At 47.2% G+C, this 12,779-nt stretch carries 13 protein-coding genes; 4 read left to right on the forward strand and 9 right to left on the reverse strand.

What is annotated here, in order from left to right:
- The first annotated feature begins 16 nt into the window (after positions 1-16).
- The gene (locus tag CLV82_RS13870; RefSeq protein ID WP_133644941.1) at positions 17-1,837 is read left to right on the forward strand and encodes an FAD/NAD(P)-binding protein; all 1,821 of its coding nucleotides are present in this window, start codon (positions 17-19) and stop codon (positions 1,835-1,837) included.
- A 38-nt stretch (positions 1,838-1,875) separates the two neighbouring features.
- Here CLV82_RS13870 and CLV82_RS13875 read toward each other — a convergent pair whose 3' ends face one another.
- The gene (locus CLV82_RS13875; protein ID WP_133644942.1) at positions 1,876-2,340 is read right to left on the reverse strand and encodes an OsmC family protein; all 465 of its coding nucleotides are present in this window, start codon (positions 2,338-2,340) and stop codon (positions 1,876-1,878) included.
- A 12-nt stretch (positions 2,341-2,352) separates the two neighbouring features.
- Positions 2,353-3,690 carry a GntP family permease gene (locus CLV82_RS13880; protein ID WP_133644943.1) on the reverse strand — a complete coding sequence of 446 codons (1,338 nt, stop codon included), beginning with the start codon at positions 3,688-3,690 and terminating at the stop codon, positions 2,353-2,355.
- Between the two features lie 284 nt (positions 3,691-3,974).
- On the opposite strand from CLV82_RS13880, the gene trxB reads away from it, so the two are divergent.
- Entirely contained in the window at positions 3,975-4,940 is a 966-nt protein-coding gene (gene trxB, locus CLV82_RS13885; RefSeq protein WP_133644944.1) for a thioredoxin-disulfide reductase, read from the forward strand.
- 70 nt (positions 4,941-5,010) lie between these two features.
- On the opposite strand, the gene CLV82_RS13890 is transcribed toward trxB, so the two are convergent.
- The 7 genes from CLV82_RS13890 to CLV82_RS13920 form a co-directional block, all read right to left on the reverse strand.
- Complete coding sequence (locus CLV82_RS13890) at positions 5,011-5,454, reverse strand: hypothetical protein (RefSeq protein ID WP_133644945.1); 444 nt, start codon at positions 5,452-5,454, stop codon at positions 5,011-5,013.
- Between the two features lie 114 nt (positions 5,455-5,568).
- A complete protein-coding gene (locus CLV82_RS13895) occupies positions 5,569-6,618 on the reverse strand; it encodes an aminotransferase class I/II-fold pyridoxal phosphate-dependent enzyme (protein ID WP_133644946.1) in 1,050 nt (349 codons plus the stop codon).
- Entirely contained in the window at positions 6,615-7,628 is a 1,014-nt protein-coding gene (locus CLV82_RS13900) for a dipeptide epimerase (protein WP_133644947.1), read from the reverse strand. Before CLV82_RS13900 ends, CLV82_RS13895 begins: the two co-directional genes overlap by 4 nt.
- 109 nt (positions 7,629-7,737) lie before the next feature.
- The gene (locus tag CLV82_RS13905; RefSeq protein ID WP_133644948.1) at positions 7,738-8,460 is read right to left on the reverse strand and encodes a head GIN domain-containing protein; all 723 of its coding nucleotides are present in this window, start codon (positions 8,458-8,460) and stop codon (positions 7,738-7,740) included.
- 146 nt (positions 8,461-8,606) lie between these two features.
- Positions 8,607-10,337 (reverse strand): PspC domain-containing protein, encoded by a 1,731-nt coding sequence (locus CLV82_RS13910; protein ID WP_133644949.1) that lies wholly within the window; start codon positions 10,335-10,337, stop codon positions 8,607-8,609.
- Between the two features lie 2 nt (positions 10,338-10,339).
- Positions 10,340-10,675 carry a PadR family transcriptional regulator gene (locus CLV82_RS13915; protein WP_133644950.1) on the reverse strand — a complete coding sequence of 112 codons (336 nt, stop codon included), beginning with the start codon at positions 10,673-10,675 and terminating at the stop codon, positions 10,340-10,342.
- A 143-nt stretch (positions 10,676-10,818) separates the two neighbouring features.
- Positions 10,819-11,295 carry a DUF4870 domain-containing protein gene (locus CLV82_RS13920; RefSeq protein WP_133644951.1) on the reverse strand — a complete coding sequence of 159 codons (477 nt, stop codon included), beginning with the start codon at positions 11,293-11,295 and terminating at the stop codon, positions 10,819-10,821.
- A 146-nt stretch (positions 11,296-11,441) separates the two neighbouring features.
- Between CLV82_RS13920 and CLV82_RS13925 the strand changes: the two genes are divergently transcribed.
- The gene (locus tag CLV82_RS13925; protein WP_133644952.1) at positions 11,442-11,894 is read left to right on the forward strand and encodes a DUF4442 domain-containing protein; all 453 of its coding nucleotides are present in this window, start codon (positions 11,442-11,444) and stop codon (positions 11,892-11,894) included.
- 67 nt (positions 11,895-11,961) lie between these two features.
- Entirely contained in the window at positions 11,962-12,762 is an 801-nt protein-coding gene (locus CLV82_RS13930) for a TIGR00266 family protein (RefSeq protein WP_133644953.1), read from the forward strand.
- Positions 12,763-12,779 lie beyond the last annotated feature (17 nt).

Raw genomic sequence — 12,779 nt, forward strand, 5'->3', positions numbered from 1 at the left:
TCCTAATTTTCCAAATATGAGTAGATCCATTAAAGTAGGTGTTATCGGCAGTGGTGCCACTGCCTTATTTTTCCTGAAACACGTTTCGGATCAGCTGGAGGTATTCAGGGATACTCTCCTTGAAGTCACTATTTTTGAAAAGGAGGACAAGATGGCCATGGGGATGCCCTACAGCCCCAGGACCACGGATATCTATAACCTTGCCAATATTTCTTCAGATGAAATTCCTGAACTTCCTGAAACCTTTGGTAACTGGCTCAGGAAGCAGGACAATGAAACGCTTAAAGCCCTGAATATAAAGGACAGGGACATCGATGACTCCGAAGTATACAGCCGGGTGGCCCTCGGGCATTACCTGCACGCCCAGTATAATAGCCTGGTGAATAGACTGGAATCCCGGGGTGTTGCTGTCAGGGAACTGAACAATACCAAGGTGGCAGATGTGGTTTATGACAAGCCCAGCACCCCGGTAAAGGTCATTGATGAGCGGGGGGAGAAGTATGATTTTTCCAAAGTGGTCATAGCTACGGGTCATGCATGGATCGAAGGAGATCAACCCGACAATGGTTATTATGCCTCCCCATGGCCCATCCAGAAACTGTTCCCCCCTGAGGGATCCTTTCACAATTTTACCATCGGTACCCTGGGGGCCTCTTTGAGCGCATTTGACGTGGTCACTTCCCTCGCTCACCGGCACGGTTCCTTTACAGAAAATAATGGAGAGCTCAAATTCACCCTTGTTGAAGGAGCGGCGGATTTCAGGATCCAAATGCATTCTGCAGAAGGTTGGTTGCCCCATTTGCAATATCTCCAGGAAGAACCTATGCGGGAGATATACCGGCATACGGACCGCGAAAAATTGCTGTCGCTCAGGGATGAGGATGGATTTATCAGGCTTGAAACCTATTTCCGGGAGATCTGTAAGCCCGCCCTGAGGGAAGCATTCCGGAAAGACCAGAAGACCACGGATATCGATATCCTGGATCAACCGGGGTTCGGGATAGAGGACTTTGTAGACCTGATGTCAGGGGAACATGAATATCAGGAGGCCTTTGAAGGGATGAAACATGAGCTGGCACAGGCCGAAAGATCATTTGCAAACGATCAGCCGGCGCACTGGAAAGAAACTTTGGATGACCTGATGTACAGCCTTAATTTCCATGCAGAGATGTTGCCGGCAGAAGATCATATCTTATTACATAAGAAGATCATGCCTTTCCTGTTGAATGTAATATCCGCCTTGCCATTATCCTCCGCAAGAATATTACTGGCATTGTATAAAGCCGGGTGTATCGAGTTGGTGACCGGGAAAGTGGAAATTCCCGGGGATTGCGGTAAGGGAGATAAGACCAAAGTTATTGTAGAGAAGGAGAACGGGGGGCAAGAGGAAATAACGTACCCGCTGTTTATCAATTGCGCCGGGCAGGATCTCGTAGAACTGGAAGAGTTTCCTTTCCGAGCCCTTGCGGAAGCAGGGCATGTAAGAAAGGCCAGGGCCAGGTTTAAAGAGTATTCAGAGACCCACCATAAAGGAGACGAATCGTTAAGCGGGAACATTTTCAGGGAAGGAGAGGAGCAGCACTATTATATAGGGGGTATCGATATCGATCCGTCTTACCGCGTGATAAACGTAAAAGGAGAAGTGGTCGATGCCATTTGTGATATCGCTTTTTCACACGCACTGGGTGTACGACCTTATTCCTATGGCCTGCAGGCATGTAATGCTACCAGCAAGATAATGGTTGCCAATTGGCTTGATCAGATGCAAAGTGAACATTCAGGCGCCGGGGGGAACAGCCAGATCACCGAGCTTTACGACGAGACAGAAAAGCTGTAATCGATCCTCTTCACTTTTTATCTCGTCAGGGCAGGAAACTATATAACCCGGATCAGTGGTTCATGTTTAACAGGGAAATTGCATGAATTGGCAATAAAACAAAATTTATGAGCCTTTTTATGCAATTCTAAAGCCTTGTCCTTCATACTGCTCTTTGCGACGACCACTTCAGGTTTCAGAATTACTTCTGTAAAATGCCCGCTGCCGCTTTCATCCACGGTCAGCGTCCCTGCAGCCTGGTCACCATACTCCAATACAATGATATTTGCTTCAGCACAAAAATGCAGGTACCAGAGCATATGACAGGAGGAAAGGGAAGCCAGGAAGAGCTCTTCCGGGTTGTATCTCGTCGCGTCGCCTCGGAATGCAGGGTCCGAGGATCCGAGCAGCACCGGCTTTCCCTGGGCTTTGATGCTGTGATCCCTTTCATAAGCGGTATAAGCACTGGTACCTGTACCAGAATTCCCGGTCCAGGATATCGTTACATGGTAATGATGATTCATGAGCTCACTGTACTAAAAGATAAAGGTTGCGGTAAAGATGAGCAGGGCTGCGAAACACCCTACGAGGAATGTTCCGAGGGTATAGGTCTTGTAACCGGTCTTTATATCGATTCCCGAAAACTGTGTCAGGATCCAGAACCCGCTGTCATTGGCGTGAGAGACCACCATGGCCCCGGCACCGATGGCGGATACGATCAGGGCCTTATCCAGGTCTGTTTCAATACCCATGGTCTGCAACAGGGGAGCCACGATAGAGGCGGTGGTGATCAGGGCAACGGTCGAAGAACCCTGTGCTGTTTTTATAGCCGCACAGAGCAGGAAAGGTAACCAGATGCCCAGGTTAGCACTGGCCAGGGTATCGGCCAGGATGGCGGCAATACCGCTGTTCTGCAAAATGGTTCCGAATATCCCACCGGCCCCTGTGATCAGGATGATATTAGAAGCATCCCCCAGGGATTTCCCAACCCAGCCGGTAGTAGAAAGAATTTCATTATCCCATTTCCGGGGAAGTGTAAACGCGAGGAACATTCCAATGATCAGTGCGATAACAGGTGACCCGACAAAGGAAACCAGTTGAACCCATCCCGCTTCTGGATCGGTCTTCCCGTAATTGAAGTCGACCAGCGATTTCCCGACTATCAGGATAATGGGGATCAGGATTGGCAGGAAGGAGCGAAAAGCGGAGGGTGCGGTTTTCATTTTATCCCGGATGAATTCTTCGGTGATATCCGGGTTAGGATCTATATAGTGTTTAGAAGCTATTTTCTTGCAGTAGATAATGGCAGGGATCAGGGACAGGATCCCTACAACCAGGCCGACCAGCATGACCAGTCCCACATCAGCGTCAAGAATACCTGCTGCAGCGATAGGACCGGGGGTGGGGGGAACCAGGACGTGGGTGATCATTAACCCAAGCATCAGGGCCACGGCAGTACCGACAATAGAAAGCCCGGCTTTTTTGGAAAGGCTTTTATTCAATGGATTCAGAATGATGAAACCGCTGTCTGCGAATACAGGGATAGACACTATAAACCCGACAATACCCATGGCTTCGTGCACTCTTTTTGCACCAATAAGCTTCAGAACTTTCTCCGCAAGTTTAAATGCACCCCCGGAATGCTCCAGGAATGCTCCGATGATAACTCCCAGGATAATGACAACCCCGATCTTCCCCAGGGTAATACCAAAACCATCATTGATAGATTGAACAATGGTATCCAGGTTCATTCCTGAGAACAGGGCGAAGAACAGGGCAGCCCCCAACAGGGCTAAAAAGGGATGTACGTTGAGTTTTGCGGTCAGTACGATAATCAGGATCACACTGAGCAATAACAGGAGTATCGGGATCATGTGGTTGGTTTTATGGTTAAGTACCCCTGGGTTCCGGGTCATTTAAGGTATTCAAGGTATTATCTTTGCTGCAGTTCACAAAACAACTCACCTTATTAATTGTAATTATGAATTATAAAGGTTTAAAAATGTAGTGATTAGGGAGATGTTGAACGTACGTTTAAGGAGTTAATTCCTCCATGGATTCCATTATAGAACTATCATAACTTTTGATATCTTTGGCCCCGTGCTTCATAGAGAAAGCCTTAATTTTACGATCTATTAATAAAGAGAAGAACTGGATCATGACAGAGAAAAGAGAACGACTGAAAACATTGATTTTAGGATCAGGTCCTGCCGGATATACAGCAGCTATTTATGCCGCGCGTGCGGATATGAAACCCGTTATGTATACGGGGATGGAACCAGGTGGACAGTTGACCACTACCACGGAAGTTGATAACTTTCCTGGCTACCCAGATGGAGTAGATGGTCCCAGTATGATGGTTGATTTCCAGAAGCAGGCCGAGCGCTTTGGTACCGAAGTTCGCATCGGGATGGCTACGGCTGTGAAGTTCAGCGATGAGGAAGGTGGTATCCATGAAGTGACTATAGATAACGACAAAGTAGTAGAGGCCGAAGTGGTGATCATCTCAACCGGGGCATCTGCAAAATACCTGAATCTACCGAGTGAGCAACGCCTGAGAGGGGGAGGAGTATCTGCATGCGCTGTGTGTGACGGCTTTTTCTATAAAGGACAGGATGTTGCCATCGTAGGCGGGGGTGATACCGCGGCCGAAGAGGCTACTTACCTGGCCAATATCTGTAATAAGGTAACTATGCTGGTGCGAAAAGATCATATGCGGGCCTCTAAAGCTATGCAGCACAGGGTTAATTCCACTGAGAATATCGACCTTCGATATAATACCGAAGTAGATGAGATCCTGGGAGACCAGGTGGTAGAAGGACTTCGCATGGTCAATAACCAGACCGGGGAGAAAGAAGAGATCGCTATTACAGGATTTTTCGTGGCTATAGGACACAAGCCTAACACCGATATATTTAAAGGACAAATAGAAATGGATTCTACCGGTTATATTATAACCAAGGGTAAATCTACCAAAACTAATAAACCAGGCGTTTTTGCCAGTGGGGATGTCCAGGATAAGGAATACCGCCAGGCGGTCACAGCGGCCGGAACCGGTTGTATGGCAGCCCTGGATGCCGAACGTTACCTGGCTGCGATCAAAGCGCCGCAGGAGGTGAATTAATTAATTATCTTAGGTATTATAACATAAAAAAACCGGGAGAATCCCGGTTTTTTTAGTTGTTAGTTTGTACCTAATCGATTCTTAAATAGTTTTCCGAAAAGGTCCTGTTCCCGTCTTCATCAAGTGTGATCTGGCTGTAAGTACTGTCGGTGAGGATCAGTTCAAACCTGAAGTTCCGCAATGTCTGCAGTGCTCTCATCATACTGTAATCCCCGTATTCTATATCTTCAACCAGGTCCCGGTCTGTAATATGGTACCGGCCATAGCCAAACCGCCCTACAGTATCGTTAGGATCTGTCCTCGACCACATGACGCTGCCGTTATAATACATCTTAACCTGCCGATAACCATCGATAAGTTTTACGGTGTCTACTTTATCTCCATCGTAATTGTAAAAACTTTGTAGTTCCCAGGTGCCCTCCATGGTATGCATTGCATCCGGTTTTGATGTGCTGATGGTAGCTGCGGAGATTAGAATCAGCATCAAAAAAACTAATAACAGTAATTTCTTCATAGGTAAGGGTTTTATTGGTTACTCATTGATATCATAAAAGTTACGATTTTTTTTTAAAAGAATAACAAGAATATCCCAGATGTATTGAATAATCGTCAGTTGGTCGAAAGCGCCTTATTTACTGTAGTTTTGGAGAGCCACAATGAGTTGGTCAATATCCCCGGGGGTATGATTTGCATTGAGGACAAGTCGCCCGTTTTGCCCCCCGCCAGACCCGCTGTAAGGAAAATAAGTTGTCAGGATCCCGGCCAGGAATAAGTGTTCCGCCAGGGCGCCTGCTTCAAAGGTATATACAGGATGGCCGGCAATCCTGGTAAAAGGGTGACCCGGAGGTAACAGGGATTCAAAATAAGAAATCTGCTCCTGTAATTTCAAATACTGTTGTTGGTAGAGGGCAGGAGCAGACAGGTAGGCAGCCAGATAAGCCGGGGGTATAGGGCTGGCGCCCGAAAAGAAAGGGGTATTCCTTAGTTTTTCAGTTCGTGCCCGGTTTCCGAGAATAATACCCCCGGGAATTCCCATGGCTTTATTCAGGGAAGCACAGCTGATCAGTTCAAGCGGGTTTAAGGATGCAGCAGTGTTGTATATTCCTTTGCCCCCTTCCCCGATCACGCCTATACCATGCGAATCATCCAGGACCAGGATGATCTTATCCATGGGTAATTTCTCCAGGTTGGGGAAGTCCGGATAACCAGCTCCTGTATTGTCCAGACTGTCCATAAATAACACGGGAGCTTTGGCTTGCTTCCTAGACAGGTAATCCTGCAACTCCTCCTGCAGTTGTTTCCACGACGTAAAAGGTTTCGCCTGGGCCCGGTACATGGCTGTATGCGCCTGCGGTGCGTAATATAAGGGATGGCCCTCTTCCTGTAGGCTAGTACTTAGCATCTGCCCGGCCAGATACCCGGAAGACACGGTCAGGCAGGTTTCGCTCCCTGACCACCGGGAAAGGTAAGCTTCGGCCTCCTCGTAGATACTGAGCCTGAAATTGCTGTGCCTGGAAGATCCATAACTGGTCCCGTAATGATCGAGTTTATCTTTAAGGATCTCCTTAAACTCTTTTAAATAGGGGATACCCAGGTAGGACGTGCCTCCAAAATAGTGGTAGGGACGTTGTTTTATATAGGCCAGGCGACCGTCTATATGATCAACATGAAATTTCACGACAACAAAGTTACGCCGGTACCGGGTTTCTCCGGGAAGATCACTTTTCCGCTGCTGGCGATACTGACCCCGTGGGCGATGTCTTCTGCAAGCAGCATGGCACCATCCATATCCACGTAATCCAATTGAGGTAACAACTGGGCTACAGCAGAGATTCCCACTGTAGATTCCGTCATACAGCCTACCATGATCTTCAGCCCTAATTCCTTACCCCTTTTGATCATCCGTAGCGCAGGGGTCAGGCCACCGCACTTTACCAGTTTAATATTGATTCCGTGGTAATGCAATGCACATCTTTCCACGTCTGTTTCCACGATACAGCTTTCATCTGCAATTACAGGTAAAACGCTGTAGTGCATTACTTTTTCCATACCCTCCCAGTCACCTGCCGCCAGCGGTTGTTCCAGGAATTCAACCCCCAGTTCCTTTAATACAGGGGCATTGCTGATGGTTTCCTTTGCGCTCCATGCCCCGTTGGCATCGATCCGGAAAACGGAATCCGTATGTTTTCTTAATTCCCGGACAATGGCCACATCGTCCGCCGTACCCAGTTTGATCTTGTACAATGGCCAGGGCTTCTCCTTCATTTTCGCGACCATGTTCTCAATACTGTCTATCCCGATAGTATAATTGGTCAGCGGGTATTGTGAAGGATCAGTGCCCCACAGGCTGTACAGAGGTTCTCCCTTGATCTTCCCGTAAAGGTCGTGGGCAGCAATATCAAGCGCACAACGGGAAAAATTGCTGATCGGTAGTTCCTTGAGAAAAGCATGAAATGCCTCCGGGTATTCAAACTGGTAGGAACAGATGGTATCTCTCTGGGCCTCTATCTCAGCCGTCATTTGCCCGACAGAGGCATTATAATAAGAATTAGTGGTAGCCTCCCCGAAACCGGTGTGTCCGTCCTTACTGAGAGACACGATCAGGGTATCCTGGTGGGTAATGGATTCCCGGGAAATTCTGAATGTATGTTTAAGGGGTAATTTGTAGGTAGCTAAAGATAATTGCACAGGCGTATGTTTGACTTTACACACTAAGATACATAATGAATCCACATAGAAAAGAAAATCCCGGGAGAGATCCCGGGACATCATGGTTGGTCAGAAACAAATGGATAGATCAGTCCCTGGAGATGTTGCCTGAAACAGACTTATTCTTATGAACAGCTGCTTCCCCGCTGTAACTGATGTTGGCCCCTGAACTGGCATCAGCTGTAAGATCGTCGGAAACATTGACATGTACGTTGGAACCGCTGCTCGCATCGGCATTACATCTTTTGCTCCGCATGTCGGCTGCACGGACATTAGAACCACTGCTGCTGTCTACGTGCAGCATATTGGATTCTCCTTTCAGGTTTACCACGGATCCGCTGCTGCTATCAAGATCAATTTCATCCGCGTATAATTCCAGGTCAAGGTCTGCACCGCTGCTGGCATTTATGTCGATCCGGTCCCCGTTGAGTCCTTCTGTGGTAACCAGGCTGGATCCACTGGAACCCCTTAAGGCCGTGATGGCAGGAAGGGATACGTATACTTTCTTGGTTGCCCTCCCAATATTTTCTATGGCATGAACTTTTAGTTCACCCTTCCGGATATCCGTTCCGATGAGGTCAATAATATTCTCATCTCCTTCTACAGTTATTTCAAAGTCATCAGCCTGGGTGACGTAGACTTCAATTCCTTCTGAAGCCTGGATCTCTGTAAAAGGTTCGGTAATTTCTCTCCTGTCTTCAACGACATTGCCATTTCCACTCTTGCCTTCTGCGAAACTGATATCGAATCCGCACGAACAGGCAAATAATGCCAATAATAATCCGAGGGTAATTCTTGCTAGTGTTGTCATGTTAGTTGTTTTAATATGTAATGGTTATCAGGTTAATCCGGGGTCATAAATCCACCCACGGGACAGCGATACTAAATTCGCTTACTATATCTTTAATTCACAGTCTTAAAGACTGAGTTGTCAATACAAGGGACTGAATTGCGGGATTATAATTCGTTCGTACGCATCCGTACCCCTTCTTCATTGATCTTGAGTTCAAAACTGTCTGTTTCATCCTTGATCTTGATATCGATACCTTCATTATCAATACTGATCCGGTTGTTCTCTCCGTCTTCCTTACCTGCCGGTAACTCCTCTTCCGGGCAATCCAGGCATTGTAATTCTCCGTCAGCTTTCATCTGCCAGTGTTGTCCTATCATTTTATTCCGGTAGAAATCTCGGTCATACCGGGTACCGCGTCCTATATGACCCTGCGTACTGCGGTCCAGACGAACGACTGTGCCTTCAGGGATATAGAGCACAGCTGTTACTTCCTGGTCCCTGACCTTATTGGAAGGATCCGTAACCAGGTGATCGTCTAACAGCAACAACCCGTCTTTCTGCTCGTAAGAGTATTGGATCGCTTCGGCCCTGCTGCGGGCGTCCGGTACTGAATTGCCGTCGGCATCTTTTCTTACGTGGATGCGGAACAGTGAATCTTCAGAGACTTTCAGGTTAAACTGTACATCGTCGGAGTAGAGTAAAGGATCACCGGCTTCATCATAGATCATCTTCATCCGGTCTATTCCCATACGCTGAGCGTTCCTGTCATACAGTTCATTAGAACGCATCTGGATCTGCAGGGTATCCGGGGAGTTCATGGTAAATAATTCCTCCATGGTACTGGAACTGCTGCTGAAAGCGTGAGAGGAAGCTTGCTGTATGCCTAATACCATCAGGGTGATCAGGGAGATCAGCCAAAGTCCGAGCAAAGAGAATTTAGCTACCCTGCCCATAGAATTCAGGTTATTGACCAGGATCTTCAGACCCAGGTACAGCAGGAAAAAGAACGGAATCCCGAATGCCAGGAAGATCATAAGGCTAACCAACCAGAACGGTGCCACTGTAGAATTCAGCATGTCAAAGAAATCTACCCCGGGAATATGGATGATATCAGCAATCCCTACGGTGAACATGCCGATAAAGAGGCCTATCAATGCTGTTGCGCCAATAATGATCAACAGGATCCCGATAAATTTCCCGATCACCTTAAAGACGAACAGGATCAGGTCGCCCAGGGAGTCAAAAAAAGACCGGGTACCATTTTTTACCTTAGTACCAACCTTTTCATAGTCCACGTTTTTTACGCGTTCGCTCACATCCTCAAATCCTTCTTTCACCTTGCGCTCGATATTGGAAATGTTTACCGGTTCGCCGGTCATATCCAGCTTTTGGGAGGTCGTTTTCGCTTCCGGAACCAGGATCCACAGCAAAATGTAAGCGATGAAACCAAATCCAGTGAAAACGGCCAGTAACAAGAACAGCAGCCGGATCCAGAGTTTGTCAATACCCAGGTAGTATTCCAGCCCGGCACAGACTCCTCCTATATATTTATTATCGGTATCCCTGTAAAGACGCTTGATCCTTCCGGGTCTGGTTTTCTCAGCTCTTGGCACATCCTCGAAGATATCCTCATCTACCATATAATCTTCCGGCTGGCCCATTACGGCGATCACGGCTTCTACCTCTTTCATAGTGATCACCTGCCTGTCGTTTTCCATTTTTTCCTGGAACAACTCCGCGATACGCGCCTCGATATCCGCGATGATCTCGTCACTGCCAGGGGTGCCGGAAAAAGAGCGGCGGATAGCCTCCAGGTAGTGCTGTAATTTTATAAAGGCTTCTTCATCTATGTGAAAAAGTATATTGGCGAGGTTTATATTTACTGTCTTATTCATCGTTAGTTATTTTTATCATTTGTTACCAGGTTCACCGCGTTCCTGAGCTCATCCCAGGTGGTATTCAACTCGGTGAGGAAGATTTTGCCGGTTTCGGTCAGCCCGTAGTATTTCCTGGGCGGACCTGATGTAGATTCTTCCCAGCGGTAATTGAGGAGGCCCGCATTCTTGAGTCGAGTCAGCAAGGGATAAATAGTACCCTCCACTACCAGCATTTTGGCATCTTTCAGGGTATCCAGAATTTCTGAAGCATACTTGTCTTCTCCCTCCAGGATAGAAAGGATACAATACTCCAACACCCCTTTACGCATCTGCGCTTTTGTGTTTTCTATATTCATAATTTCATGATTCTATAAGTTTGACTGTTCGTTTTTTGATGATTCATTATTGTTGGTCAGTGTTTGTCGATAGCAGGGGGTTTGATGAGGACCCCCGGGGGTAAAAGCTATCTTCGTTATTAAATGTTTCAATTTGTTTCATGTTATTTGATAAACCTGATCGTGGCCGGGTATTCATAAAACTGCCCTTCATGGGTCCTGATGGTCGCGATGATCGTAAACACGATATTCACCAGGCTGAGGCCCAGCTGCATTAATCCGATAAGACCTACTGGCCACCAAAAGATTCCTTTGCCGAAATCCAAGTTATCGAATTCAATGTCCACTCCTTCAAAATTGTTGTACTCGGCCAGGTTCCAGAACCCCACTTCAAAGATCTCAGGTAGTACCCCCATCGCAAAAGGGATGAGGATAATGCCCAGGACCACGGAGTATAACAGCAGGCTGATCTGGAAGTTAAGTGCTTGTTTCCCGTTGTAATCCACGAATTCGTGTTCTTCTTTATTTGCCAGCCAGATCACCAGGGGAGCAATGATGTTCCCGAAAGGGATCAGGTAGCGGCTGAAGGTCGAGGCATGTACTAAAGCCGAGAGGTTACGTTGATGTTTGGTAATGGTCATTGTTAAGGCATATTAGTTTCTTATGCAAATATATATCCAAAAAAAGGTATTATGCAAAACATAGTACTAAATATTAACTTTTTATTAACATATTTAAAGTTGATTATTTTCAATACTTTTAGGCTTCAATCCAAGCAGAACCGGCCATGAACAGCAGTAAACTCAATTCTTTTCTTTTTTTTAAACTTCCCTCGGCCTGGTGGTGCGGAGTCCGGGTACATAAGATAGATCAGCACAGCGCAGAAACGCGGGTACGACACCGCTGGTTCAATCAAAATCCTTTCGGATCCTTGTTCTGGGCGGTACAGGGTATGGCGGCCGAACTCAGTACCGGGGTTCTAGTTATGCAGGGAATTACCAAAAGTGAGCAGGGTATATCCATGCTGGTGGCGAATAATAAAGCCAGTTTCTCCAAAAAAGCGAAGGGCCAGATCACTTTCAGCTGTGATGACGGCGAGCTTGTAGCGCCTGCAGTTGCCCGCACCCTGGAAACCGGGGAAGGACAGACGTTTTGGATGCGGTCCGTGGGAAAAGATGAAGCAGGGGATACAGTGGCGACTTTCGAATTTGAGTGGACTATCCGTGCCCGGAGGAATTAACCCACAATGGTCTGTAACAATTCTTTTAGTCCGGATACCTATAGTCAAACCATAAAACCCAGTTATAATGAACGCACATGAAATAGACTACGAGATTCACGGTGAAGAAATGCAATATGTCGAGATCGAACTGGATCCGCGTGAAGCTGTCATTGCCGAGGCCGGAAGTTTCATGATGATGGAATCCGATATACAGATGGATACTATTTTTGGTGATGGCTCTAACCAAGACAAAGGTGTCCTTGGCAAGCTGTTCTCGGCAGGGAAACGTTTACTGACAGGGGAAAGCCTGTTTATGACCGCATTCCTGAATATCGGGCAGGGAAAACGAAAACTGAGCTTTGCCTCACCTTACCCGGGGAAGATCATCCCAATAGACCTTTCCGAGAAGGATGGAAAATTCATCTGCCAGAAAGATGCTTTCTTATGTGCCGCCCAGGGCGTATCCGTGGGGATCGAATTTTCTAAAAGGCTGGGTCGTGGTCTCTTCGGGGGGGAAGGCTTTATTATGCAGAAGCTTGAAGGAGACGGGATGGCTTTTGTGCATTCTGGTGGTACCACCGCGAAAAAAGTACTCGCCCCGGGCGAAGTGCTCAAAGTGGATACAGGCTGTATCATTGGTTTTACACATACTATCGATTACGACATATCTTTTATAGGGGGGATCAGGAATACGGTTTTCGGGGGTGAAGGTCTTTTCTTTGCTACCCTGAAAGGACCCGGAACAGTATATATACAGTCCCTTCCCTTCAGCCGGCTTGCCGGCCGGATCTGGGCTGCTGCCCCGCAGGGTCAGGGCAAAGACAGGGGAGAGGGAAGCATACTCGGAGGCCTGGGTGACATCCTGGACGGGGATAACCGATTCTAATCCAAAGTATTAACCAA

Origin of the sequence: Zeaxanthinibacter enoshimensis (genome assembly GCF_004362865.1) — a bacterium.
Taxonomy (GTDB): Bacteria; Bacteroidota; Bacteroidia; order Flavobacteriales; family Flavobacteriaceae; genus Zeaxanthinibacter; species Zeaxanthinibacter enoshimensis.

Excerpts from the sequence above, each read along its gene's own strand:
- CLV82_RS13905 (WP_133644948.1), bottom strand. The coding sequence starts at position 8,460 with ATGACAACACTAGCAAGAATTACCCTCGGATTATTATTGGCATTATTT.
- CLV82_RS13925 (WP_133644952.1), top strand. The coding sequence starts at position 11,442 with ATGAACAGCAGTAAACTCAATTCTTTTCTTTTTTTTAAACTTCCCTCG.
- CLV82_RS13875 (WP_133644942.1), bottom strand. The coding sequence starts at position 2,340 with ATGAATCATCATTACCATGTAACGATATCCTGGACCGGGAATTCTGGT.
- CLV82_RS13920 (WP_133644951.1), bottom strand. The coding sequence starts at position 11,295 with ATGACCATTACCAAACATCAACGTAACCTCTCGGCTTTAGTACATGCC.
- CLV82_RS13930 (WP_133644953.1), top strand. The coding sequence starts at position 11,962 with ATGAACGCACATGAAATAGACTACGAGATTCACGGTGAAGAAATGCAA.
- CLV82_RS13890 (WP_133644945.1), bottom strand. The coding sequence starts at position 5,454 with ATGAAGAAATTACTGTTATTAGTTTTTTTGATGCTGATTCTAATCTCC.
- CLV82_RS13880 (WP_133644943.1), bottom strand. The coding sequence starts at position 3,690 with ATGATCCCGATACTCCTGTTATTGCTCAGTGTGATCCTGATTATCGTA.
- CLV82_RS13870 (WP_133644941.1), top strand. The coding sequence starts at position 17 with ATGAGTAGATCCATTAAAGTAGGTGTTATCGGCAGTGGTGCCACTGCC.
- trxB (WP_133644944.1), top strand. The coding sequence starts at position 3,975 with ATGACAGAGAAAAGAGAACGACTGAAAACATTGATTTTAGGATCAGGT.
- CLV82_RS13910 (WP_133644949.1), bottom strand. The coding sequence starts at position 10,337 with ATGAATAAGACAGTAAATATAAACCTCGCCAATATACTTTTTCACATA.
- CLV82_RS13915 (WP_133644950.1), bottom strand. The coding sequence starts at position 10,675 with ATGAATATAGAAAACACAAAAGCGCAGATGCGTAAAGGGGTGTTGGAG.